The organism is Novosphingobium sp. HII-3, from assembly GCF_002916655.1.
Taxonomy (GTDB): Bacteria; Pseudomonadota; Alphaproteobacteria; order Sphingomonadales; family Sphingomonadaceae; genus Novosphingobium; species Novosphingobium panipatense.
Genome location: NZ_PPSM01000024.1, coordinates 1 through 18832 on the forward strand (window position 1 = coordinate 1; position 18832 = coordinate 18832).

General features: G+C 61.3%; 30 protein-coding genes. 4 read left to right on the forward strand and 26 right to left on the reverse strand.

What is annotated here, in order from left to right; all coding sequences use genetic code 11:
• Positions 1-441: 441 nt before the first annotated feature.
• The 15 genes from C2R25_RS09540 to C2R25_RS09610 form a co-directional block, all read right to left on the reverse strand.
• A complete protein-coding gene (locus C2R25_RS09540; protein WP_103728960.1) occupies positions 442-834 on the reverse strand; it encodes a hypothetical protein in 393 nt (130 codons plus the stop codon).
• Positions 831-1103: a hypothetical protein gene (locus tag C2R25_RS20955; protein WP_146049641.1), complete on the reverse strand. Its 273-nt coding sequence runs from the start codon at positions 1101-1103 to the stop codon at positions 831-833. Before C2R25_RS20955 ends, C2R25_RS09540 begins: the two co-directional genes overlap by 4 nt.
• Positions 1100-1426: a hypothetical protein gene (locus C2R25_RS09550; RefSeq protein WP_146049642.1), complete on the reverse strand. Its 327-nt coding sequence runs from the start codon at positions 1424-1426 to the stop codon at positions 1100-1102. The genes C2R25_RS20955 and C2R25_RS09550 overlap by 4 nt, the downstream gene beginning before the upstream one ends.
• Entirely contained in the window at positions 1423-2046 is a 624-nt protein-coding gene (locus C2R25_RS09555) for a glycoside hydrolase family 108 protein (protein WP_233203887.1), read from the reverse strand. Before C2R25_RS09555 ends, C2R25_RS09550 begins: the two co-directional genes overlap by 4 nt.
• Entirely contained in the window at positions 2043-2345 is a 303-nt protein-coding gene (locus C2R25_RS09560; RefSeq protein WP_103728963.1) for a hypothetical protein, read from the reverse strand. The genes C2R25_RS09555 and C2R25_RS09560 overlap by 4 nt, the downstream gene beginning before the upstream one ends.
• Positions 2342-2662, reverse strand: a complete 321-nt coding sequence (locus C2R25_RS09565; RefSeq protein ID WP_103728964.1) for a hypothetical protein — start codon at positions 2660-2662, stop codon at positions 2342-2344. Before C2R25_RS09565 ends, C2R25_RS09560 begins: the two co-directional genes overlap by 4 nt.
• Before the next feature lie 65 nt (positions 2663-2727).
• Positions 2728-3252 carry a hypothetical protein gene (locus C2R25_RS09570; RefSeq protein WP_146049643.1) on the reverse strand — a complete coding sequence of 175 codons (525 nt, stop codon included), beginning with the start codon at positions 3250-3252 and terminating at the stop codon, positions 2728-2730.
• 126 nt (positions 3253-3378) lie between these two features.
• Complete coding sequence (locus tag C2R25_RS09575) at positions 3379-5463, reverse strand: hypothetical protein (protein ID WP_103728966.1); 2085 nt, start codon at positions 5461-5463, stop codon at positions 3379-3381.
• Positions 5463-5813 (reverse strand): hypothetical protein, encoded by a 351-nt coding sequence (locus tag C2R25_RS09580; RefSeq protein ID WP_103728967.1) that lies wholly within the window; start codon positions 5811-5813, stop codon positions 5463-5465. The genes C2R25_RS09575 and C2R25_RS09580 overlap by 1 nt, the downstream gene beginning before the upstream one ends.
• The gene (locus tag C2R25_RS09585) at positions 5803-6492 is read right to left on the reverse strand and encodes a hypothetical protein (protein WP_103728968.1); all 690 of its coding nucleotides are present in this window, start codon (positions 6490-6492) and stop codon (positions 5803-5805) included. Before C2R25_RS09585 ends, C2R25_RS09580 begins: the two co-directional genes overlap by 11 nt.
• Positions 6493-6534: 42 nt before the next feature.
• Positions 6535-8580: a hypothetical protein gene (locus C2R25_RS09590; RefSeq protein WP_146049644.1), complete on the reverse strand. Its 2046-nt coding sequence runs from the start codon at positions 8578-8580 to the stop codon at positions 6535-6537.
• 367 nt (positions 8581-8947) lie between these two features.
• Positions 8948-9499: a hypothetical protein gene (locus C2R25_RS09600; RefSeq protein WP_103728971.1), complete on the reverse strand. Its 552-nt coding sequence runs from the start codon at positions 9497-9499 to the stop codon at positions 8948-8950.
• Complete coding sequence (locus C2R25_RS09605; RefSeq protein WP_103728972.1) at positions 9492-12002, reverse strand: tape measure protein; 2511 nt, start codon at positions 12000-12002, stop codon at positions 9492-9494. The genes C2R25_RS09600 and C2R25_RS09605 overlap by 8 nt, the downstream gene beginning before the upstream one ends.
• Positions 12002-12133, reverse strand: coding sequence for a hypothetical protein (locus tag C2R25_RS21160; protein WP_255400456.1), 132 nt, complete (start codon positions 12131-12133; stop codon positions 12002-12004). Before C2R25_RS21160 ends, C2R25_RS09605 begins: the two co-directional genes overlap by 1 nt.
• A 26-nt stretch (positions 12134-12159) precedes the next feature.
• Complete coding sequence (locus C2R25_RS09610) at positions 12160-12591, reverse strand: gene transfer agent family protein (protein ID WP_103728973.1); 432 nt, start codon at positions 12589-12591, stop codon at positions 12160-12162.
• Positions 12592-12641: 50 nt separating this feature from the next.
• On the opposite strand from C2R25_RS09610, the gene C2R25_RS09615 reads away from it, so the two are divergent.
• Entirely contained in the window at positions 12642-12896 is a 255-nt protein-coding gene (locus C2R25_RS09615) for a hypothetical protein (protein ID WP_146049645.1), read from the forward strand.
• Positions 12897-12925: 29 nt separating this feature from the next.
• Here the strand turns inward: C2R25_RS09615 and C2R25_RS09620 are convergent, their stop codons facing one another.
• From C2R25_RS09620 to C2R25_RS21310, 4 genes are all read right to left on the reverse strand, one after another.
• A complete protein-coding gene (locus C2R25_RS09620) occupies positions 12926-13663 on the reverse strand; it encodes a phage antirepressor KilAC domain-containing protein (RefSeq protein WP_103728975.1) in 738 nt (245 codons plus the stop codon).
• A gap of 186 nt (positions 13664-13849) precedes the next feature.
• The gene (locus C2R25_RS09625) at positions 13850-14323 is read right to left on the reverse strand and encodes a hypothetical protein (protein WP_103728976.1); all 474 of its coding nucleotides are present in this window, start codon (positions 14321-14323) and stop codon (positions 13850-13852) included.
• Positions 14323-14547, reverse strand: coding sequence for a hypothetical protein (locus C2R25_RS09630; RefSeq protein ID WP_103728977.1), 225 nt, complete (start codon positions 14545-14547; stop codon positions 14323-14325). The genes C2R25_RS09625 and C2R25_RS09630 overlap by 1 nt, the downstream gene beginning before the upstream one ends.
• 62 nt (positions 14548-14609) lie before the next feature.
• Positions 14610-14837, reverse strand: coding sequence for an Arc family DNA-binding protein (locus C2R25_RS21310; RefSeq protein WP_369825702.1), 228 nt, complete (start codon positions 14835-14837; stop codon positions 14610-14612).
• A gap of 28 nt (positions 14838-14865) precedes the next feature.
• Here C2R25_RS21310 and C2R25_RS09640 point away from each other — a divergent pair, with 28 nt between their 5' ends.
• Positions 14866-15168, forward strand: coding sequence for an Arc family DNA-binding protein (locus C2R25_RS09640; protein ID WP_199183803.1), 303 nt, complete (start codon positions 14866-14868; stop codon positions 15166-15168).
• Between the two features lie 38 nt (positions 15169-15206).
• Here C2R25_RS09640 and C2R25_RS09645 read toward each other — a convergent pair whose 3' ends face one another.
• The 4 genes from C2R25_RS09645 to C2R25_RS09655 are packed head-to-tail and all read right to left on the reverse strand — an operon-like array spanning position 15207 to position 16846.
• Positions 15207-15659, reverse strand: a complete 453-nt coding sequence (locus C2R25_RS09645; protein ID WP_103728980.1) for a phage tail tube protein — start codon at positions 15657-15659, stop codon at positions 15207-15209.
• A gap of 59 nt (positions 15660-15718) precedes the next feature.
• A complete protein-coding gene (locus C2R25_RS09650) occupies positions 15719-16150 on the reverse strand; it encodes a DUF3168 domain-containing protein (RefSeq protein ID WP_103728981.1) in 432 nt (143 codons plus the stop codon).
• The gene (locus tag C2R25_RS20200) at positions 16147-16419 is read right to left on the reverse strand and encodes a hypothetical protein (protein WP_146049646.1); all 273 of its coding nucleotides are present in this window, start codon (positions 16417-16419) and stop codon (positions 16147-16149) included. Before C2R25_RS20200 ends, C2R25_RS09650 begins: the two co-directional genes overlap by 4 nt.
• 10 nt (positions 16420-16429) lie before the next feature.
• On the reverse strand, positions 16430-16846 hold the full coding sequence (locus C2R25_RS09655; RefSeq protein ID WP_199183804.1) for an HK97-gp10 family putative phage morphogenesis protein: 417 nt from the start codon (positions 16844-16846) through the stop codon (positions 16430-16432).
• 183 nt (positions 16847-17029) lie between these two features.
• On the opposite strand from C2R25_RS09655, the gene C2R25_RS09660 reads away from it, so the two are divergent.
• Both C2R25_RS09660 and C2R25_RS09665 read left to right on the forward strand, forming a co-directional pair.
• Positions 17030-17251 (forward strand): response regulator transcription factor, encoded by a 222-nt coding sequence (locus C2R25_RS09660; RefSeq protein WP_103728982.1) that lies wholly within the window; start codon positions 17030-17032, stop codon positions 17249-17251.
• Positions 17252-17451: 200 nt separating this feature from the next.
• Positions 17452-17781, forward strand: coding sequence for a hypothetical protein (locus C2R25_RS09665; protein WP_103728983.1), 330 nt, complete (start codon positions 17452-17454; stop codon positions 17779-17781).
• Here the strand turns inward: C2R25_RS09665 and C2R25_RS09670 are convergent.
• The 3 genes from C2R25_RS09670 to C2R25_RS09680 all read right to left on the reverse strand — a co-directional run bounded on the left by C2R25_RS09670 (position 17752) and on the right by C2R25_RS09680 (position 18831).
• Positions 17752-18108: a hypothetical protein gene (locus C2R25_RS09670; protein ID WP_103728984.1), complete on the reverse strand. Its 357-nt coding sequence runs from the start codon at positions 18106-18108 to the stop codon at positions 17752-17754. The two genes, C2R25_RS09665 and C2R25_RS09670, sit on opposite strands and share 30 nt — an antisense overlap.
• Positions 18108-18542: a DUF4054 domain-containing protein gene (locus tag C2R25_RS09675; protein ID WP_103728985.1), complete on the reverse strand. Its 435-nt coding sequence runs from the start codon at positions 18540-18542 to the stop codon at positions 18108-18110. Before C2R25_RS09675 ends, C2R25_RS09670 begins: the two co-directional genes overlap by 1 nt.
• A 70-nt stretch (positions 18543-18612) precedes the next feature.
• The gene (locus C2R25_RS09680) at positions 18613-18831 is read right to left on the reverse strand and encodes a hypothetical protein (RefSeq protein ID WP_103728986.1); all 219 of its coding nucleotides are present in this window, start codon (positions 18829-18831) and stop codon (positions 18613-18615) included.
• Position 18832: the final 1 nt, after the last annotated feature.

Below are 18832 nucleotides of genomic sequence, written 5' to 3' on the forward strand. Positions count from 1 at the left end.
CTCGGGGGCGTGTTGAGAGCGTACCTTAGGCTAGAGGCTCCCTCTATGACCCGGCGCTCCAGTTACCTTACCCCCCAGCCACGAGCGCCGGGTCTCTTTTCCAGCGCTATCCCCCACACTCCACCTTAACCCCAACATCCCGATAGAACCGGCACAGCCTGACGCCGGCAGCGCGTACCCTATCGCCCCAGCCCTCCACGGCTGAATTGTAGAGCGCGTCCGCAGCGGGGCCCGTGAGGATGGCTGCGGTCGGCTTCGGCTTGGCTTCGGTGGCGGCCTGTATGTCGGCGATGGGCGGTGTGCCAATTCGAGGCAGATCGGTGCAAGCGACTATTAAGAGGCATAGACAGCCTGCCAATGCCGTGCGAGCCTCAAGGCTGCTGCAGCGAGACAGCCGTTGGCGCCACCGACGACGAAGATTCCCTGTTGTCCGCTGCAGCATCACCGGCACATCTCCCTGTAAGCCTTCTCACCCGTCATCCCGGCCCGCCTCAACCGCTCGCAGTTGAGCGCCCGGTTCTGCGGCGTGATGGTCGCCCGAGCTTCCGGTGCCTTGGCCTGCTCTGCCGCCTCGGCCTTGGCGATCTCAGCCTCTCGCGACCTCTCAGCCACGATGTTGTTAATCGCGTCCTGTGCCCGGTCCTCGGCAGCGCGCTCGCTGGCCGGCGCAGCCTTGCGCTGGATCTCGTCCCGGTGCCGCTCGATCACCTTGGCGTCGTGCTCGCGGAACCACCACCAGGCGAGGGCGAGGCAGACGAGCGCGATGGCTGCATAGGTCAGGGCGCGGTGGAGGCGTTCGGGGATGCCGAGGCGCAGGAGGAAGGCGAAGATCATGGCACCGTCCCTCCTGCCTGATGGAGCCAGCGCTGGCAGAAGAGGACTGCCTCTTCCTCGATCCCGGCAAGGTGAGCCTCGCGCTCCGTAAGCTCTTCCCCGGCGGCCATGCGCAGGGCGTGGCTCTCAACGCCAAGAAACCCGGCCAGGGCGCGATGCAGGGGATCATGAGCACGATTCATCGCATCGACGGTCGTCCTCATCCATGCGGCCATATCGTTCTGATGCTCATCGTGGGAGCGGTCGGGTGATGGGCGGGGGTAGGTCATGGCTGCTTATCCAGCGTCACGGTGTCACCCTCGCGCAGAGCCTTGCCGTCACCCGCTGCCGATACAACGGCGTCAGCGAGCTTGCCGGTCGTTTCGCTCCGCTTGGCGTCCAGCGTCTCCTGCCCCAGCTTGTTCGTGAAATAGAGGCCGAGCGCCATCGTGGTCATGCCCGATAGCTGGCCCACCATGTACGTCACGATGTCCTTGTTCGTCTCCGGGATGCCGATGAACACGAACACGACCAGGGCACCGACGAAGGAGCCAACGAGGAAGATCGCCAGCCAGTTGCGGACGCGATCCAAAGGGGAGAGAGTTTCGTTCACAGCAACCTCCCCGCTTCAGCTTCCGTCTCATCCACCCTGCGGAGCCAGCCCTTGCCGAACGTTGGGAAGGTGGAGAGCGATCGATAGTAGGCCCGCCGCGCCTCGCTGTAGCGTCGCGCGGCATCTGCGGGGTCTAGCTTATTGGCTGCGGCGATGGTCTGCGGGCCAATAGCGCCGTCAACAGGTACGTGCGCGATGCTCTGCAGAAGCTTCACTGCCCGACCGGGACCAGCGTTCACCGCGAAGTCGAACACGCACAGCGCCAAGGCCGGATGCAGATCGTCACAGCGGGCGGCATCCCAATAGTTCTTGCGGTAGATTGGGGCGACGGCAGCGGGCGTCAGGGCGCGCATCTCGGCCTCAGTGACAGCGCGGCCGCGCCATCCTTCCAGCGTCTTGCGCGTGACGCCCAGGTTCGTCATGCCCCCCGGATCCTTGGGGTGGTTCACGAAGCCCCCCTCGTGGCGCAGGATGAGGGACAGGGCGCGGGCGAACGGGTCCACGGGAATTCCCGTAGACGTGATGCCCAGCGCCTTCGCAATGGCCGCCAGCGTGGCGGGCCCGAGGATGCCGTCAGCGGGAACGCCGACGTGGGCTTGGATCGCTTTCAGGTCGGTCACATCCGCCTCCTTGCCTGCCGGCGCATCTGCCAGTTGTTGTAGCGGTGCCGGGTGATGCGCCCGACGAAGTACGTTGCCGCGCCCATCCGCATCAGCATCGCGGCCCAATCATCGTAGGGAGACGGCCGGTGGGTGATAGGCCCAATGGTCATGACGCACCCGGCGGCTAGGAGAGCCATGCCAAAGCGCTCGATGGGCGTGAACCGCTCGGCCCGCGTCATCAGTTTGAAGGCGATAATGCCGAACACGATGAGCGAGGCCATCACGTTCAGCGCGTCGAAGATCAGAACGTCTGTCATAGCTCGTTCTCCGGCAGGCCAGCACCGAAGATCTTCTTGAGCCGCTGGACCGCAAAGGGGATCAGCACGTTGCTCCCCGTCGCCATGACGTAGAATATTGCACCGATGCCCCGGATGCCGTCTGGGGTGTATCCAAGGGTTGCGTGGGCGACGACGGGCGACACGAACCAGGAGAACGTCGTGCCCACGAACAGCGCCATGAAGATGTCGATGGGGGACATCTTCTTGTAGGGCCGAAACGAGAGCGCGGTAACGGCACCGGCTAGGCTCGCCAGGAGCGGCCAGAGCCAGCGCATCAAAGGGTTATCGTCGATCATGGGCGACCTTTCGCCGTGGGGAATCCATCACCCGCACTCCACTTCGAAGCAGAAGCTCGGCCAACTCATGTCAGCAACTTCCAATTTGCTACAGTCATGCCCGTTGATTTGTACCAATTGGCAGTGTCTGTTCGGAGCAGCTCTTCACCGACGAAATTAGGCAGGATGGCTCCAACCGGATCGAGGCCGATTTCCCGGTGGCCTTGCTGGCCGAGCGGGATCAGCTTGTGGGCTTCGGTCGAGACCGTAACTGTGCCCGTCACCGTCGAAGTTGCGTTGCTGTCCAGTGTGATCGAAGTGAGATCGGGAGTTCTGTCAATCACGCGGCGCTGCGTCACCGCATCGCCAAATCCGGCAGAAACGGTCACATAGTCGCCTACTTCACAGAGGAAGAACGTGCCCACCACTGCGTTCGTGATGACTGGGCTACCCGCAGTGGTGGAGCAAAGGCTGTATGTGTTGCCGACATCTTTGGAATAGCGCGTAGACAGCCACAAACCCGGCTCGCCGGGCGTTGTGTTCAAATTCTGGACCAGTTCACCCGGCGTTAGTCGCCCGCCCTGGACGGTCCAGTTGCTGGTGCCACTCACGCGCAGCGCGCCGATGGGGGCGGTGAAATTGCCGTACTTGTCGCGATGAAAATCTTTCCGTTGCGCGTGGCATCGGAGAAGGATTGTCCTGGCAACACGCCCGCGCGCGTCATTGTTCGCACCCCATCAGTTGTATTGAACCGTTGCGAGGGCGCTGAAATCCGCTCCGGTCAGGTCAATGCCTGCGCCGGTGTGATTTCGGAAGCTGATCTTGAGTGTGTTCGCCGCCGATACGCGGACCCACTGCACGCTGATTCCGGTTGGCAGATCATCAACCCACCCAAGCACCGGATGATCGCCCACCTGGATGCCAGCCATGGTGACCGTGACGGCAAGCTCGCCATTGGCCGGGACGTTGGCGGCCCCAAGTGCCAGCGGCCCGCCAAGCGTGCGAGTGCTCGGCGCAATGGTGCGGGTAATCCCCGCATTGGCAGGTTCGTAGAAGATGAAGCCGCCGTCGAACCACAGCCGCCCCGCAATGGTGCCGTCGTTGTTCTTGAACAGAAGCCCCCGATCCGAGAGGCCTGCCTTCCACAACGTAGGGTTCGCCTGCGGATCGATGTTCGGCGGATAGGCCGCGAACATGACGCGCGAGATTGTATCACTGGCGAAGGTATTGCGGGCGCGAAACGCCGGGATATCGCTCGGCGAATAGTTCTCGGAAAAGCGCAGGTTGACGCTTTCCTCGCCGTTTTTGAGCGCTTGCCCGGTCTGGATATGATCGATGGGCGAAATGAGCGGTGCGGCGCGGTGGAGAAGCGCATTGCCGGTGGTGACCATGCCGTCCTCACCATCCCACCGACAGCGCATCGCCTGGAAATAAATGACGCCCATGCCGCTGCTCGTGAAGGTGATTGGATCCCCGTCGCGATCGAGCGAAACCTGAAAGGTATCGGCAGTCGGGGTTGCGACCACGAAGAAAGGCTGGGTGTCCACCATGCCCCCCGGAAGAGATGTAGCCAGGAAAGTCACCATTTCGCCGACCGACAGATCGTGCGCGGCATGTGTCAGCGTCGGGCCGGCAACCGTGACAGCAATCCCAGCCTGCCCCGTTTCCATATAAGGCCGCAAGAACACATTATTGATTGCGTTCCGTCCCTCGATGGCGAACTCCGCGCCGCCCCCCTCCATCGCCAAACCGATGAAGAGATTGCCATACACTTCATGCCCGTCTGAGCCGTCAAGCCGGACGAAGCGCTTGCCTGGAATTCGGTTACCCGACAGATACCAGTTGGAGCCGATGATGGTGTTGGCGTTGAACCAACCACCATCCTGGGGCTCTGCGTCGAACATGACGTTACCCGATGACGATTGGCCAAGGTGGATCGTGTTGTAGGCGCAACCAAACCCGGTAGGGCGAGCCGCAAAGGGTTTGTCGAAATACTCGATCCGCCGCATCATCACGGTCGAGCTATAGAGGTTCATCAATTTGAGGCCGATACTGCCGCTCGGGATCACGCCGGTGACGCGCGTTAGCTCAGGAAGGGATATCTTGGCCTCAGCCACAATTTGCCCCGGAGTTGCACTGCCCACCCGGAACACGGTTCCGACATAGTCAGACGGGACGACGAACGAACCGCCTTGGTCGATCACATCACACTCGATAGCAAGCTCACCGTCTATGCTCGCGAGTAGATAGCGCCCACCTGGAATGACCACCGCGCAGCCAGGGTGAAAGATGTTTGCCGTGGCGCCGGTGCGCTTTAGCGCGTTTGCAAAAGCGAACGCGGCCTTAACTAGCGGCCACCAGTCGTCGGTCGTGACGACACCAGCGGGCAAAAACATCTGGGGCGTGACCCATCCTATCGCGCCGGCAACCGTCCCCCCTTGAGGAAGGCCGATCAATGCAGCGCCATTTGGCGCGCCAAGGGCCGCGGTAGTTGCCAAAGACGCCGCCACAACCGAGCCACCCGCCGTCCGCTCATATCGCTTGTATTCGACGGGGTTGGTGCCCGCGATGGGGACGCGGAAGAAGTGACCGGTAGCGGTTGCAGCTTCACCTTCAGCTACGGTCGCGTAGGCGGGGCCGCTGAACTCCTCGGCAAACCCTGCACTCTGGGCCGCGTCGGCATTGAGCTTGCCTACCGCCTCTTCATCGGAGTCAGTCGGCAGTACCCCAAACTGCCCCGTGCGCCGGAGGATGTCGGCTTGGCTTTCGCCGCGGGCACCGGACACGTCGATCCTGACGCTGGGGGTCATCTTGACGGCCATCAGTAGGTCACTCCGGGGGTAAGGATGATCTGACCGGCGACAGGGATGGCCTGCACGCCGTCCGGGTAGGTCACGCGAAGATCGTAAGCGAGACGGACGATCTCTCCGGGGCCTGCGACTGAGGCCAAGGCTGCTCCGTCGATCTTCACCGTGAACATGCCATGCGCCGCATCGTAGATGTCGACCTCGCCCGAGGCGATCACGGCTCCCTGACCGGCGACAGCGCGGATACTAAGAGCCATCGCAACGCCAGTCAGATCGAGGGGAACACCCACGCTGTCGCGAAGCTGCCAGCCTTCGTAATAATCCGCGTTGCGATAGACGCGAAGATCCAGTCGCTCAGTTCGCATCGCTGAAATCCTCAACAAAAGAGATGGCAACCTCGCCGTATCGGCTCATGGTGAGGTTCGCGGCCAAGTCCTGCCCCGGGACCCGGCGGCACTGCACTACCGGCCATTCGAAGTTGACGGCGGCACCGGCACCTATCGCCTCCCGCGACGGGGGTGATGTCCGAACAGTGGCAGTCTGCTCCGAGCGTGACAGTACCCGTTCAATCTTGAAGGCTCGGCCATTGATGCTGAACCGCTCACCGCCTTGGATACGCGCGCCCTGAGCGACGTTGATGGCCATCTGCGTGGCCCTAAGGGGGATCGGCTCCACGAGCTGCGCCACGATATACGGAGAGGCGTAACGAACGACCGTGGGGTAGTCTGGGTCGTTGGCATAAAGCTGCGACACGCGGGCAAGCCCCCCGCCGGCTGACGGACGCGGTGCGGTGCGAAGGGATACCAGCGGGACCAGGAACACGTTTCCCGCCATGAAGCTGGTCCACATGTCCCAGAGCCGGATCTGCCGAGGCGTCCGCAGGGTGATGCCGGAATAGGTGATATCCCACTTCCCGCCGCCATCAGTGAGGATGACGTCCTCCAAGCCCGAAAGTGAAGTGCCGCCGGAAATCTCCGCGACTGTCACATCAGCCTTGATGGCCTGAGGGTTGAACTCATGGACAGGGAAAATCGGCAAGGGCATGGCCGAACCCCACCACGCGCCCGCCCTTCCCTCTACGGACGGCTAGGTCACGGTAACCTCGACAGGCCCAGTACGCGACGACGCAGTGCCTGCCGCGTTAAAGGCTACCGTCCAGAGATAGTGCGTCCCCGCTGCCAGTGACTGGGTGAACGCCTCGGTCGTGTTCCGGGGGCCGGTGTAGTCTGCTCCCAACTGCGAGGCATCGGCGAAGTTCGTGGTCGGCCCCGCCCAAAGCTCTGAATGACCGAAGTTCGAAGATGCGCTGTTGGACCAGCTCCCCGTAGCCTCGCCAACACCGCCCGTCGCTGTAAAGGCGGTGTTTGGCCCCGGCGCAAGACCTGCCGTCGACGTGCTGACGGTGACTGTAGGCGACCACTCCGAGGTGCGCCCGTCGCCCGTGGAGTACGCGACCGCGACGTCTACCGCGATCTCGGTAGGCACGACGCTGGTGACAAGCAGCGCCGCCGCTCCCGGGTCGATGTCAGTGTATTCCTGCTCGTTCCACGCAGCGTCCGTGGTCGACCTCCACCGTGCAAACCAAGTGATATCGTCCCGGTCGTAGCCCTCCACAATGATGCGGACGCGCGCTCCGGTGCCGGTGGCGTCGAGTTCGGCGGTAGCGGTCGTGATGGTGGGGGTTTCGGTCGGGCTGACATACGCCTTTGTGGTCAGGGGCGCAGGCTCGCCGTCCTCCGTCGCCGGGTTCCATGCGTCGAAATTCCCATCAACCGACACATACTCCAGCACAACGCCGCCCGTTTCGTAATCCCTCTCGCCCCCGATGATCTCCACGACACCATCAAAGAACACTTCACCAGCTTCAGCGATCCGCAAGTTGATATAGCGTTCGGCCATCGCCGCCCGGGCTGAGAAGACGAGCTTTATCGTCCCGCGCTGGAACGCGTTGGCCCTCGCCATCATGCGCTTTGCCAGGCGGCGGGCCTGTGTATGGGACGGCACCTGATAGTCGTTCGTGGTGCTAACCTCGCCGCGAAGGGCAATGTCGGCATCATCGCGCCACGGGGTTGGCTCCACCATATTGAAATCGTGAGCTTCCGAGATATGCCGAACTATGATTTCGTTCAGCGTGTTCTCGGCCTCGACGAAGTCCTGCAGCTCCCAATCAACGATGTCATCAGGCCCGATGCTGACTGTCGGCGTGTAGACGACGCCGGAATGGACGACCACGCAGCCGTCTTCATCACGCCCTGTCCAGCCGTCGAAATTCTGCCGGATCTGAGCCTCGATGTCCTTCGGCTCGTTATCGGCGGTGAACATGACTGCGCTGCGATACTTCGGCTCGAACCCGCCCGCCTTGAGCGGCACCGGCGTATCGCAATCGTTCGCGGCATCGATCCACATTTGGATGCGAGGCGCTATCTTCTCACCATAATCGAAGCCGCGATAAGCCATGAAGTACCACAGCAAATGCAGCGCTGCGTTTTCTGTGTAGGCCCAGGTGCTCGGGTCTGCGGGATCACTCGCCGGGTTGCGGGGGTCATGGCAGGCCCGCCCTTCGATAGCCAAGGACATGCTTACGTTGTCGCCTTGCGGGTACACGTCGAGGAAGTTTTTAGACTTCACGCCGCGCTTGATCATGTATCCTGAGACGATTCCGTCGCCGCGGTGATTGGCCGTCCAGTCGGTTACGCGTTCGACAACAGGGGCGTGGGCGGTTTCGATCAGGGCCCCAAGATTCCAGCCCACCAAGACGCGGCCGTCGTCATAAGACCCGTCGCTGAGCTTCTGAACGACCCCGTTGGTGACTGTGACCGGGTCATCATTGAGGTAGACCTTGGTCACCGCATGAACCGGCCCCTCGCAGAACGCCCATACGTCCACTGTCTCACTTTCCGAGGTATTCACGAAAAGCATTTGGGCGCCGAAGGAGCGACGCTTGCCAAGGATCCAGATCCGGGGCGGTGTCGGCACCTTGATAGTTCGCTCTGATGCGTCCGGTTTAGGCGCCTTCGGAGCAAACAGGCTGGTGACGAACGCCGTAGCAGCGATCGATGCCACCGCAATGCCAAGGGTTGCGAAGGTCGAAAGGCCAGCTTGGGCGATGATCGGGATTACGATCTGGGGCAAAGCGGCCTCCATATCTTGAGGGCTTTTGCGGAGGTAGCAGCGATGCCGCCAGCGCGCGGCACGAACGACCAGCGCCGGCCGTTCCAGATGGCGCCGATTTGCACTGGCTCCTCATCTGGCGGAAGGATCTCAATGATCCCTACATCGCCGGGCTGGGGCTCTCCTTCGACAGGCTCCGCGATACCTGGAGCGCGACTCTCCCACAGCGCGACGAGGCCGCCTGCTTCGGCTATCATGCCTTCTGCCTCGGCTTGGGTGCTATAAGGCGGCAGGTTTACGCCCAGCCACCGGGCGGGAAGCGCGCAGCAGTCATGCTCCCCCCACTTCCAGGGATGGCACGACGCGGCTTTCAGGAAGCGGCCTACGCTCATCTCGGGCCAAACCGACGAGTGACGCTGTACGATATCGCGGCGACATGATCGCAGAACGCATCATCCGCGGAACGAATGCGCTGTGACGCGTCAGTCCAGTACGTGAAGTTCGGGTTGGCCCGAAAGGTATCGGCAGACCCTACCATGAGAGAGATGGTCCGATTTCGGCTCTCTGCCCCACTTCTGCTCTGCACGCGAAGAGCATCAGCGAGCCCGATCCATTCCCACCGGATAGCGCCAACGAGCTGCCATGCTTCATCGAACTCGACATATCCGATTCGGCACTCGGCCATCCGTATTGTCGGCAGGTCTGAGCGGGCAAGGCGCAGCGTTTCGGCGGTTACGCCTGACAGGACGAACTCAACCCGCTCTGCCACGCCGTTGATGATGGACTTGAGCGCCGGGATCGTCAGTATGCCACCGCTGCCCAGCCACCGGGCCCCAAGCGGATCCACCTTGTCCGGCGGCGTTTCCAGATCGCCTATGCCTGTCCACAGATAACAGGTCGGTGTCGAGGCGATGCGAAGGATGTAAGAGCGTCTAGCCATAGCGCTGCCTGCGGGAAACTGCCCCGGGAGCATCTTTCATGGACTGCTGATATGCTCGCGAACCTGCCCGAGCAGCGCTCTGCTCCGATATCCGCTGCATGTCGGCGTAGAGTTCGGTCGTGATCACGGCGCCAGCGAGATTGAACTGCGGAGCGCTGATGACGGTGTTGCCGCCACGATTCCCCTTGAGCCGATGGTTCGGGACGATCACGCCAGCCTGCTGGGGGATGAAGCGCTCACGGCCGTTCTCGCCGACGTCGTACGCTACCCCGGCCCGCACCGGACCGCCAATGGCGCGGCCGCCACCGAACAAGCCGCCGATTGCGCCCACGACAGAGCCGAAGAAGCCGCCGCCGCCGCTGGCGCCGGCCACACCATCCATGATCGGCTTGATAAGCTGCTGCTCGATGAAGGAGTTGATCAGCGCGGCGAGGATGGGGTTCTTTACCCCTAACGCCTTCTGGACCGCCGAAGATATGCCGTCGCGAACGCTCTCCAACTCGCCTACGACAGCATCTTCGACTTCATCGCGTGACCGGTCAGGATTTCCAAGGTCGCGGCGATACCGCGCCAACGGCCCTTCCACGTCCCGGCTGATCCGTTCCGCATCATAGCCCTTTAGCTGCCCGAGGATGCGCAACCGCTGTTCGGCGATCTCCTTCTGCGCAGCGGTCGCGGTGCCGCTGGCGATGACCGCCTCCAGCTCGTTCCGCTCCTGCTCGTAGGCGAGGTCGAGAAGCCGCAGCTCTATGTCCCGGCGCGCCTTCCGGGAGTCCACGAGGTCAGCCTGAGCGCGCAGGAGGTCGCTGTTGTCCCTGATGCCAGCTTGCGCACGGCTCAAGTCTTCCTGGCGCCTGATCTCGGCATAAAGCTGTTGCTCACGCTGGGCTTGCAGGTCGGCAATCTCGTTTACCGCAGCGATCCTGTCGGAAAGCTCCTGCTGGCTGATCTGGCCCAGCTTGAAGCGCGTTTCGTACTCTGCGGTGCGCTGCTGTTTCTCGCTCTCGATGGACTGCAGGTTGAAGCGGAGAACGTCCTCAGCCGCCACAGCAAGGGCAGCACGGGCCGCGTTGATGTCGTCCTGAAGGCTGGCTGCGTCACGCGCGTTCGAGGCATCTTCGCGGATGGCCCGGAGACGTTCGGCCTCGGCACGGCGGGCCTCGGCGGCAGCTTTCCGGGCCGCCGCTGCAGCCTTCTTCTTTTCGGCATCGCTGGGGCCTGAGGGGCTTGCTCCCCGGGAATTCCTGGCAGGATTACCAAAGCGATCAAAGTACTGCCCGACGATGTCGCTTGCAGCGCGCTCGCCGAGTTCGCCGCGAAGGCGACTTTCGGCTGCGTCACGCCCCTGCCGGTAGCGACCCTGTAAGTTAGAGCCGCCGATGTCGAAGGAGGTACCGTTGAGCTTTTGGCCGATGTATGACTTATTCGCAAACCAGTCCGTGACGGCATCGATTTGGCCGAGAGACTTGTCTATGTCGCGACCGATATTGACGCCTTTGCTGCTGAAATCGATGCGGCCTCCGCTCAGATTTCGCAGCTCGGTATTGACGTAATTGAAGAAGGCCTGAGCTTCACTGAGAATTGGCCCGAAGGACCCCGCCAGGCCTTCGATGGCGGCGCGGATGCCAATACCGGCCTCGACGGCACTTGCCTCCATGTCCTCGAAGCCATCCTTGCCATCCATGACAAAGTTAGCGAGCGCGGTGGAGAACTGACCGCCCCTGTCAAAAGCGCCGAAGGTGATGATAGCGGCGTTTTCGATCTGCGTCATGGCATCGCCGAACGTGACGGGAAGTTCGCGGAACTCACGATCCACCCCTTCAGTGAACTTGCGGTTCGTCAGCGCGTCTAAAAGCTTATCAGAAGTGAGCTTGCCCTCTTCGCCAAGCTCCTTGATCTTGCCAATCGGCATGCCGAAGCTTTCAGCCAGCAGGCGGGCGAGACGGGGGGACGCCTCAAGGATGCTGTTCAGCTCGTCGCCCCGCAAAGCACCGGCCGCGAGTGCCTGGCCGAACTGCAGGGTAGCCGAAGCCGCCTGATTTGCATCAGCGCCGCTGATCTTCAGGGTCTTGGTGAAAGTCTCGGTGGCCCTAGCGGCGGCCTCCTGATCGGCCCCTAGTTCTTTGGCACCGCGCGAGAAATTGCCATAGAGGGCCGCCGTCTCAGCCAAGCCCGACCGCGTGTCCGCAGCAATCCGGCGAACATCCTGCTGTGCCTGCGAGAAAGAGCCGAAGCCGTTCGTAGCAAGGCGAAGCTGCGCATCGAGGTTCTTGGCTGCGTCCGCGATCTCAAGAAAGGTGCGGGCCAAGGCGATGACCGATACGCCCGCAAGCGCTCCGGTAATGCCCGACATGGCGCGGCCGACCAGACCTTCTGTCGCCGTGGCGCTGCGCTGGATGCTGCCCATAGCCGCATCGAACTTGCGCTCGGCTCGGGCTACATTTGCCTCATACCGGCCCAGGCGGGCCTCAAGCTCAACGATGACGCGTTCAGAGACTGGCATCAGTGAACCTTTGCAATTCCAGCCATCTCCATGCGGGCGAAGGCTGCGGTGACCTCATCGGAGCTTGGCGGCGGCCCCTGCTCGTTCTCTTCCTCGCTGCGGTAGTGGATGAGAGCGATGTACTCGGGCATGGTAAGGCGCTCCGCGTCCGCGAGCGTCAGGCCGAGGTTTCGGCAGTTACTGAGGAAGAGCCCCCAGTCGAGAGGTTGGCCGGCACCTCCTCCTGCTCTGTTTTTTTTTGAGCGTCCTCGGTGGCCGGGTCGTAGCCCACGTAGAGGGCGGCGATTATCTGACGGGCGATCTGGGCGGAGTGAGCGAGAGGCTTGTCCTCCACGTAGGCCTCGACGAGCATGTTAGCGCGCAGTTCACTCACGGAGACGGAAGCCCCGTTCACGAAGCCCTCCTTACCGCCGATAAGGCCGTGCCGGATTACTTCGGTGACATCCCGAATACCGAAGCCGCCATGGATCAAGCGATGCTTCACGGCGTCGATCAGGCCAGCCTTGCCCTCAATCTCGATGATCTGCTTGACCGGGAGGCGAAAAATATACTCGCCGTCTGCGAAAGGAAGGGAGATGCTGGTTTGCATGACAGGACGCTATGTGGCAGCCATGCGCGTCTCTACGGACGGAGCGACTTGTGAAAACCTGCCCGCATTGCCGCAAACGGATCGACGCTAAGGCCATCAAGTGTCCGTACTGCGGCAGCTCATTTGACGGCCACGAGATCGAAGTAGGGCGGCGCGAGCATTCACGCGAGCGGTGGGGTACATTCTGGCTGGTAATACTTGCTATCGCGGCTTTATTCTGGTGGCTGACGAGAGACGAAACCATCGACAGATTAGCTGAATATTCCGCCAGTGAGGCTGTGGCGGAAGACTTGCAGCAGAAGTAAGGGCGGCCCCGAAGAGCCGCCCTTGATGGTCAAGCCGCTCGCGCGACGGGAGGGAATTCCTTTGCGAGCCGCGTCAGCCCCTTCGGCGTGACGCGAACTTGCGTGGTGGTTTTCTCCGAGCCATCTGATCGAGTAACAACTGTGGTCTTGTGCTCCAGCAGCCCGGCTTGCAACTTCGCCTGATACGCGATGCGGGTGTTGTCGCCCTGCCGGGTGTAAGTCCAGCCATGCGAGTCCAGGAATTGGAACAAGGCTTTTGGTTGAACCTGCAACGTCTTCGCGGCATCGGTGATGCACATCGAGCCTTCCGACACTGCGATACGTTCTAGCGCCTGAACCTGAGGGCGCATCTCCTCGACCTCGCCTTGCAACTCCAGCACCTTCTCGGTGTAGGAGAGCAAGATGCCGCGCATTGCCGCTGGGTCGTTTAGCGCGGCCATGGGATCGACCGGCTGACGAGCTTTGGATTCCAATTCGTCAAGTCGGCGGATGATCCGATGCCGAAGCTGGATGTTGTACCCTGACACCAGAGTGAGGGTCAGGTCGCGATCAAGCAGGAACTCTCGGGTGTAGCCGCGAGAATCCGTGACTTCCTCGACATGGCTCAAATCTGAGCCATCACTCCTGAGAGCATCCAGCATCGTCCGCACGTCGCGGATGACGTTCTTGTGCTCCTTCTCGCACAGCTCCGCGATCTCGCGGCTGCTCATGGTCTGGACTGAAGGGTTGCCGAATGCGCTCGGCAGCGTATTTGAGATGTCGGACATGAGGCGTCCTTTCGTTGGGCATCCTGTGCCCGCGAGAAAATGGGACGGGTTGGCAGATGACTTTCTCACGCCCACCTGCTGGCCCGTCCCGGCTAACCTCCCGTGGGAGGATACGGAGGGTAGGTTGCAATCCTCCAAGTCCGTAATTTCGGGATGAGGTATTCGCCCGCGAAGAACTACGGACGGTCACGCCGCGAGCCGGGTGAAGTCCTCCACCACGATCTGCATGCAGTCCACTTCCATCGCGCTATCGTTCCAGACTTCCTCGGACTGGATGAGAAGTTGCTTGAAGGTGGCTGCGGCAATGCTCGGTGCTGGCGTCCCCGCTAAATCACGAAGCGCCTTCCAGTATGGGGCGACAAACGCCTCGTGATGGGCATCTTCTCCCGCTTGATATGCCGCATCGGCTTGCTCAACCTCAGCGGCGGCGTCCGGATGGTGCTTCCATCCCTTCCCGAAGCGGCTTTCTAGCAAGATATGCGAGGCCTGCCACGCCTCATCAACTTTTGCCTTAGCTCCGTATTCTTCGTCCGCTTGCCATAGAGAGAAAGTGCGCAAGAAGTTGGCTACAGCAGCATCCCACTTCGGGTCGAAACCCATGGTTGACGCCGCCTGCGAGGTCAGGGCCAGCTTGAAGGCCATCTGTTCAGCGACGGCCATCACGCCCTCCTCAGCGGCACAACATTGTCGTTCGCGGTTTTGCGACCGTACCGCGCCTCAAGCGTGAGGATGCGAGCAGCTTTCATAAAGAAAGCGGCTTGCTCCCAATCGCCTGCGTCGGCGTAGCGCTGCTCCAAGCGGACGCACTGCTCGATGCTCATTTCAAAGGTCGATGCTGAGGGCGTGACACGGGCACGCGGGAATGCTATGACCTGTGCAGTCATGATAATCTCCTAAGGGTTGTCTTGAATCGAAAGGCGTCTGAGCGGGTTTACGAGGCCGTTGCTCAGGCGCCTTTTTCGTTGGCTTTCTCGTATTGGCGAAGCGCAAAGACCAACTCTCCATTGAGTGAACGCTGATTTCTTTCAGCGCTCGCACGGATGAAGTCTCGAAGGTCAGGCGGCACTCGCAGTTTAAATTGCGGGTGTGTGCTCATAATCTCCTCTTTGCACCACCGTGGTGCAAGGCTGTTAAACCATGGTGGTGCATTGCTGTCAACACCACCGTGGTGCATACGGCGAAAATTCTTTTGGAGATTCGAAGTGTCCCGCGAAGACGCGCAAATGAAGATCAGGCTTCCCGCTGATTTGAGGGATGCAATCGTCGCGTCCGCCGACGCTGCGAAACGCTCTTTGAACGCCGAGATTGTCGCACGGCTAGAGTCCTCATTCGAGTTCGAGGCTTTGGGCCCAGCTCAACTTGAGGTTCTTGACGAGGTGATAAGAAAGCTGGATCGCTTAGAGGAGCGGCTTGCCCCTCAGGAAACCGGTGCCGTAGCCGCAGCGCTCGCTCAGAAGCCGGAGAAGAAAAGCACACTAGGCAAACTGCCAAAGCTAAAAACCTGATGGCTAAACCTAAGTACTCCAGCGCTTCACGCCGTCGCTCAGGTATTCGCAACGAAGTTCAGCTTGCCCGCCCCGGTGATCGTCAGGGAGACGTTCACGTACTGCCCGTTCTCGGCGGTGTTGGTGAACTCGGTCACGATACCAGGGCCTTCATAGTATCCGTCGATTACTTGGTTCGTGGTCGGCTCGTCGTACACGAAGCGGAAGGTAAGCGGCGTAGCGCTGTCGAAGGCATCCTGAACAGTGGCGAGCAAAGGACGATGGAGAAGGCCGCTGCCATTGATCGACCAGTCGGCAGCGCCCGTGTCGCGGACGATGATCGGCGTGGCGTCCGGATCTTCGCAGTCCCAGTCCGTGGTGTCATCGGTCGCCCGGGTCTGCGTCAAACCCTTCGAGGTGATGCCGCAAAGAGGCAAAAATACCTCAGGGTCGGCGCCATTGCCGATGGCGATATAGACACGGGTAGAACGAAGTTTGTCGGTATAGGCCACGAGCGGTCCTCCAAGTTTGCGGAGAACCTATGAAGGGCCTGACGCACCCTCTACGGACGCTAGGTTGCCGAGGCGCTGTATCGCACAAACCCGCTCCAGACGTCTGCTTCCTCTGGGTCGCGGAATACCTGATCGAGCGTTGGGACAATCGACACCGAGACCGGGCCCTCTAGCACGGCGTCCGTGGCAGCCAGGATGCGGATCACGTGAGCATTGATCTGAGCCGCAGCTTTTTCGGGGTCGGTTATAGTCCCGCCCGTCGCCGTGTACGATGTCACTACACCGCTGATCTCAGATCCACCTTCGCCGCCATCATACCACTGCGGCGACCCTGACGGCGTTTCAATCCGTATGAAAGGCTTCTGCGGGTTTGCGGGAGGCTTAGAGACGTAGATGCGAGATCCGACTATTGCGGCTAGCTCAGCATCCGCCTTCAGGCGCTGGAAGATCAGGGTTTTCAAGGGCGAGGCTGGGCTGAGGGCGGTTATCATTCGCCGGCCCCATCCAATACCTGATCCCGAACGACGGCCCCCACATGGTCAGCATCGTCAGATCGAGCCAGCTTTCCACCTCGTCCGCTGTCGGGAAGTCGTCCATCGGCAAGCACTTTAGCATACTTCGGAGCGGCGGTCGCGTACTTTGGAATAGCTGCCTCTGCCACCTCGGCTTTAACCGAGCCGGTCCAGCCTGCCTTGAACGCTGTCACAGCACGAGACGGCCAGCGATGGTTATAATCGTGGTTGAACGTGATACGTGGCATGTCTCTTCTCCTAGAGGGTTCCGCCGCGGATCACGCGGTTTCGGGCGGCTTCCACCAGCTTTTTCGCCTTGGGCCTGATCTTTTCTGCGGCGGGCGCCATGAACGGGCGCGGCTGCAGCTTAGAGGTGCCAAACTCCAGCGCCTGTGCGTAGGAGGCATTGGCGCCAGCGATTGCCGTGAGCTCGCCCGTCTGTTCGGCAAAGATCGACCTGTCCAGAAACCCGGTATCAGCGTTTGGGGGTTCTCCAGGCGAACTCGGCACGTGGTTCTTGCCGCCCACCGCACCTGTCGTGATACTGATGGCAGCTTCGGTTGCGAGCATATTGGCTGCAGCGTGCATCGCCTTCCCGTACTCCCGACGCGCCGCAGGGCTCCGCAATCTCCGCAGCGTTGCCTTGTGTTTCGGGGCGCCAGTGATCTTAGCCACGACGCCCCCTCTCCGACACTCCGCTCCGCTCTACCATGCCCGCATACGCGCACTCGCAGCACTCAAAAGCTACGGACGAACGAAGCCCCCCTCTATCTGCGTCTCACGGTCGGTTTGAAGTTGCATCATTTCGAAACCTGGTTAATTCAATGGTCGGGGGAAACAATATGGGGCAATACCTAGATGTGTCAGAAACACACGAGCAATAAAGATGTGGAGCTTACCGCTCGCCAGATAGTCGTCCTACGCTGCATTGCGGACGGGCTGTCCTCAAAAGAGACAGCTATTAAGCTGAACATCACTCCAAAAACGGTAGAGCGGCACATCGAAAACGTCCGGCTGCGAACGCGATCTCGCAACCGAATTCACATGATAGCTCAGCTATATTCAAACGGCCTTTTGTAAAGCCGCAGATTGCGCTGCACGCTTGCGCTCATGCTGCGCAGGCGTCGGCGACGTCGTAATCATCCACGCCGCCCCCTCTCGTACTTCTGAAGGCGGGCGAGGAACGCCAGTATCACGGCGTCGGTGAAGGAAGGCTTCATGACTCGACTCCGATCTGGCTGTTTGGGAGGTTGGAGGCATCAACGGAGGGTGATTCGGACATGGACCTATTCAGCATCGAGAGCCTACAGCCGATCGGCGGTAACCTATGGCTTGCCGAGATCGTCGTGAAGACCGAGGAAACGGTGGACGACAGGGAAGTCGCGCAGGTCGCGAGGCTCAAGGTGCGGTTCACGTTCGATCCCTCCGCTCCCGTCGAAGCGCTTCTGCAACGTGCCGTAGACGAGGCTCGACGGTGCCTCGCTCTCTCATCTGCCTATCTGCAAGATCGCGCTCTGCCTGAGTTGATGGCTGAGATGGACTACACGCCGCCAACGTTTGAGTTTGATCCTGAGCCATCATCACCTCCGCCCCCGACAAACCCAGTGTGAAAGCGCCGGATCCCGCTCCACCGACTGCAGCCGATACCGCGAGCCCTGCACTGTGACCTCGTGGTCGCTCGTCAGCTCGGGCAGGCCCTGAGCCAGCACGATCAACCTCACATCGCCCTCGGCAAAGCCCTGAGCCCGCCGCATCGCGTCCGTGGCCGCGTCGATCTGGCACTTGCAGGAAACGTCCCCGCCCTCGTAGCCGATGATCTCGCCCGTCTCGTCGTCATAGATCGGATCGCCGGTGCCAGCGTGGAGGGTGGCCGGGAGATAGAAGCTGGCGAATACCGGCGTCAGGATGCGGGACAGGCCGCCATCAAGTAGGCCCATCACCAGTACCTCCCGAACGGGCCAAGCGCGCAGGGCACGTAGCCAGTCGACGACACGATAGGGCCGGCTATGCACGCCTTGATCATCGGCCATAGTTCAGTGCCATAGGAGGTTGTCCCCCAATCACCACCAGCCTTGTCCACAGAGTTATCAAACCGCTCCAGGCTCAGTGAGCCGGATCGGATCGACTTGAAGCCCGACGCACCCTCTGCGGCCATCTGTGCTTCTGTCCCAGTGCCGATCCCCGCCTTCGTCAATAGGTGCGCAATCGCCAGCATAGCCGCGCTGTTCATGGCCTCCCCCAGGCAATCTTCGAAATGAGCGATGCGGCGCACGGCCTCGGCGGACCAGTGGGCGTATGCGGGTTCGGTGACGCTGGAGAAGGCTGGATACAAACCGATGAACTCGGTGCGCTCTGGCGGAGTGTAGGGCATCGTCGATCCTTACGAAAAGGGCCGCCGCGACGATGCGAGGCGGCCCCGTTTGCGTGACGAAAGCTGGCGGTCAGGCCCTGTCGTCGTCCTTGGCAGCAGCCCGTGCGGCAGCAGTGCCGAACTTGAACCAGCCCGAGGCCTTGGCGACTTCGTATTCCGCCTCGGTCATCTCGACCGGTTCGTCAGTGCTGTCGCCAGCAGCCAGCACGCCGACCGTCAGGGCATTGAGCACCTTAGGGCCGTCGCTGACGTTGGTGACGACGTGCTTCACGATCTTCGGTTCGGCCATG

What these genes read in the sequence shown, in the direction of transcription:
- C2R25_RS09625 (WP_103728976.1), bottom strand. Translation starts at nt 14,323, where the DNA reads ATGGCCGTCGCTGAACAGATGGCCTTCAAGCTGGCCCTGACCTCGCAG.
- C2R25_RS09575 (WP_103728966.1), bottom strand. Translation starts at nt 5,463, where the DNA reads ATGGCCGTCAAGATGACCCCCAGCGTCAGGATCGACGTGTCCGGTGCC.
- C2R25_RS20955 (WP_146049641.1), bottom strand. Translation starts at nt 1,103, where the DNA reads ATGACCTACCCCCGCCCATCACCCGACCGCTCCCACGATGAGCATCAG.
- C2R25_RS09650 (WP_103728981.1), bottom strand. Translation starts at nt 16,150, where the DNA reads ATGATAACCGCCCTCAGCCCAGCCTCGCCCTTGAAAACCCTGATCTTC.
- C2R25_RS09565 (WP_103728964.1), bottom strand. Translation starts at nt 2,662, where the DNA reads ATGATCGACGATAACCCTTTGATGCGCTGGCTCTGGCCGCTCCTGGCG.
- C2R25_RS09680 (WP_103728986.1), bottom strand. Translation starts at nt 18,831, where the DNA reads ATGGCCGAACCGAAGATCGTGAAGCACGTCGTCACCAACGTCAGCGAC.
- C2R25_RS09585 (WP_103728968.1), bottom strand. Translation starts at nt 6,492, where the DNA reads ATGCCCTTGCCGATTTTCCCTGTCCATGAGTTCAACCCTCAGGCCATC.
- C2R25_RS09580 (WP_103728967.1), bottom strand. Translation starts at nt 5,813, where the DNA reads ATGCGAACTGAGCGACTGGATCTTCGCGTCTATCGCAACGCGGATTAT.
- C2R25_RS20200 (WP_146049646.1), bottom strand. Translation starts at nt 16,419, where the DNA reads ATGCCACGTATCACGTTCAACCACGATTATAACCATCGCTGGCCGTCT.
- C2R25_RS09620 (WP_103728975.1), bottom strand. Translation starts at nt 13,663, where the DNA reads ATGTCCGACATCTCAAATACGCTGCCGAGCGCATTCGGCAACCCTTCA.
- C2R25_RS21160 (WP_255400456.1), bottom strand. Translation starts at nt 12,133, where the DNA reads ATGCCCGAGTACATCGCTCTCATCCACTACCGCAGCGAGGAAGAGAAC.
- C2R25_RS09630 (WP_103728977.1), bottom strand. Translation starts at nt 14,547, where the DNA reads ATGACTGCACAGGTCATAGCATTCCCGCGTGCCCGTGTCACGCCCTCA.
- C2R25_RS21310 (WP_369825702.1), bottom strand. Translation starts at nt 14,837, where the DNA reads ATGCACCACGGTGGTGTTGACAGCAATGCACCACCATGGTTTAACAGC.
- C2R25_RS09605 (WP_103728972.1), bottom strand. Translation starts at nt 12,002, where the DNA reads ATGCCAGTCTCTGAACGCGTCATCGTTGAGCTTGAGGCCCGCCTGGGC.
- C2R25_RS09560 (WP_103728963.1), bottom strand. Translation starts at nt 2,345, where the DNA reads ATGACAGACGTTCTGATCTTCGACGCGCTGAACGTGATGGCCTCGCTC.
- C2R25_RS09540 (WP_103728960.1), bottom strand. Translation starts at nt 834, where the DNA reads ATGATCTTCGCCTTCCTCCTGCGCCTCGGCATCCCCGAACGCCTCCAC.
- C2R25_RS09665 (WP_103728983.1), top strand. Translation starts at nt 17,452, where the DNA reads ATGGACCTATTCAGCATCGAGAGCCTACAGCCGATCGGCGGTAACCTA.
- C2R25_RS09670 (WP_103728984.1), bottom strand. Translation starts at nt 18,108, where the DNA reads ATGGGCCTACTTGATGGCGGCCTGTCCCGCATCCTGACGCCGGTATTC.
- C2R25_RS09675 (WP_103728985.1), bottom strand. Translation starts at nt 18,542, where the DNA reads ATGCCCTACACTCCGCCAGAGCGCACCGAGTTCATCGGTTTGTATCCA.
- C2R25_RS09600 (WP_103728971.1), bottom strand. Translation starts at nt 9,499, where the DNA reads ATGGCTAGACGCTCTTACATCCTTCGCATCGCCTCGACACCGACCTGT.
- C2R25_RS09610 (WP_103728973.1), bottom strand. Translation starts at nt 12,591, where the DNA reads ATGCAAACCAGCATCTCCCTTCCTTTCGCAGACGGCGAGTATATTTTT.
- C2R25_RS09660 (WP_103728982.1), top strand. Translation starts at nt 17,030, where the DNA reads ATGTGTCAGAAACACACGAGCAATAAAGATGTGGAGCTTACCGCTCGC.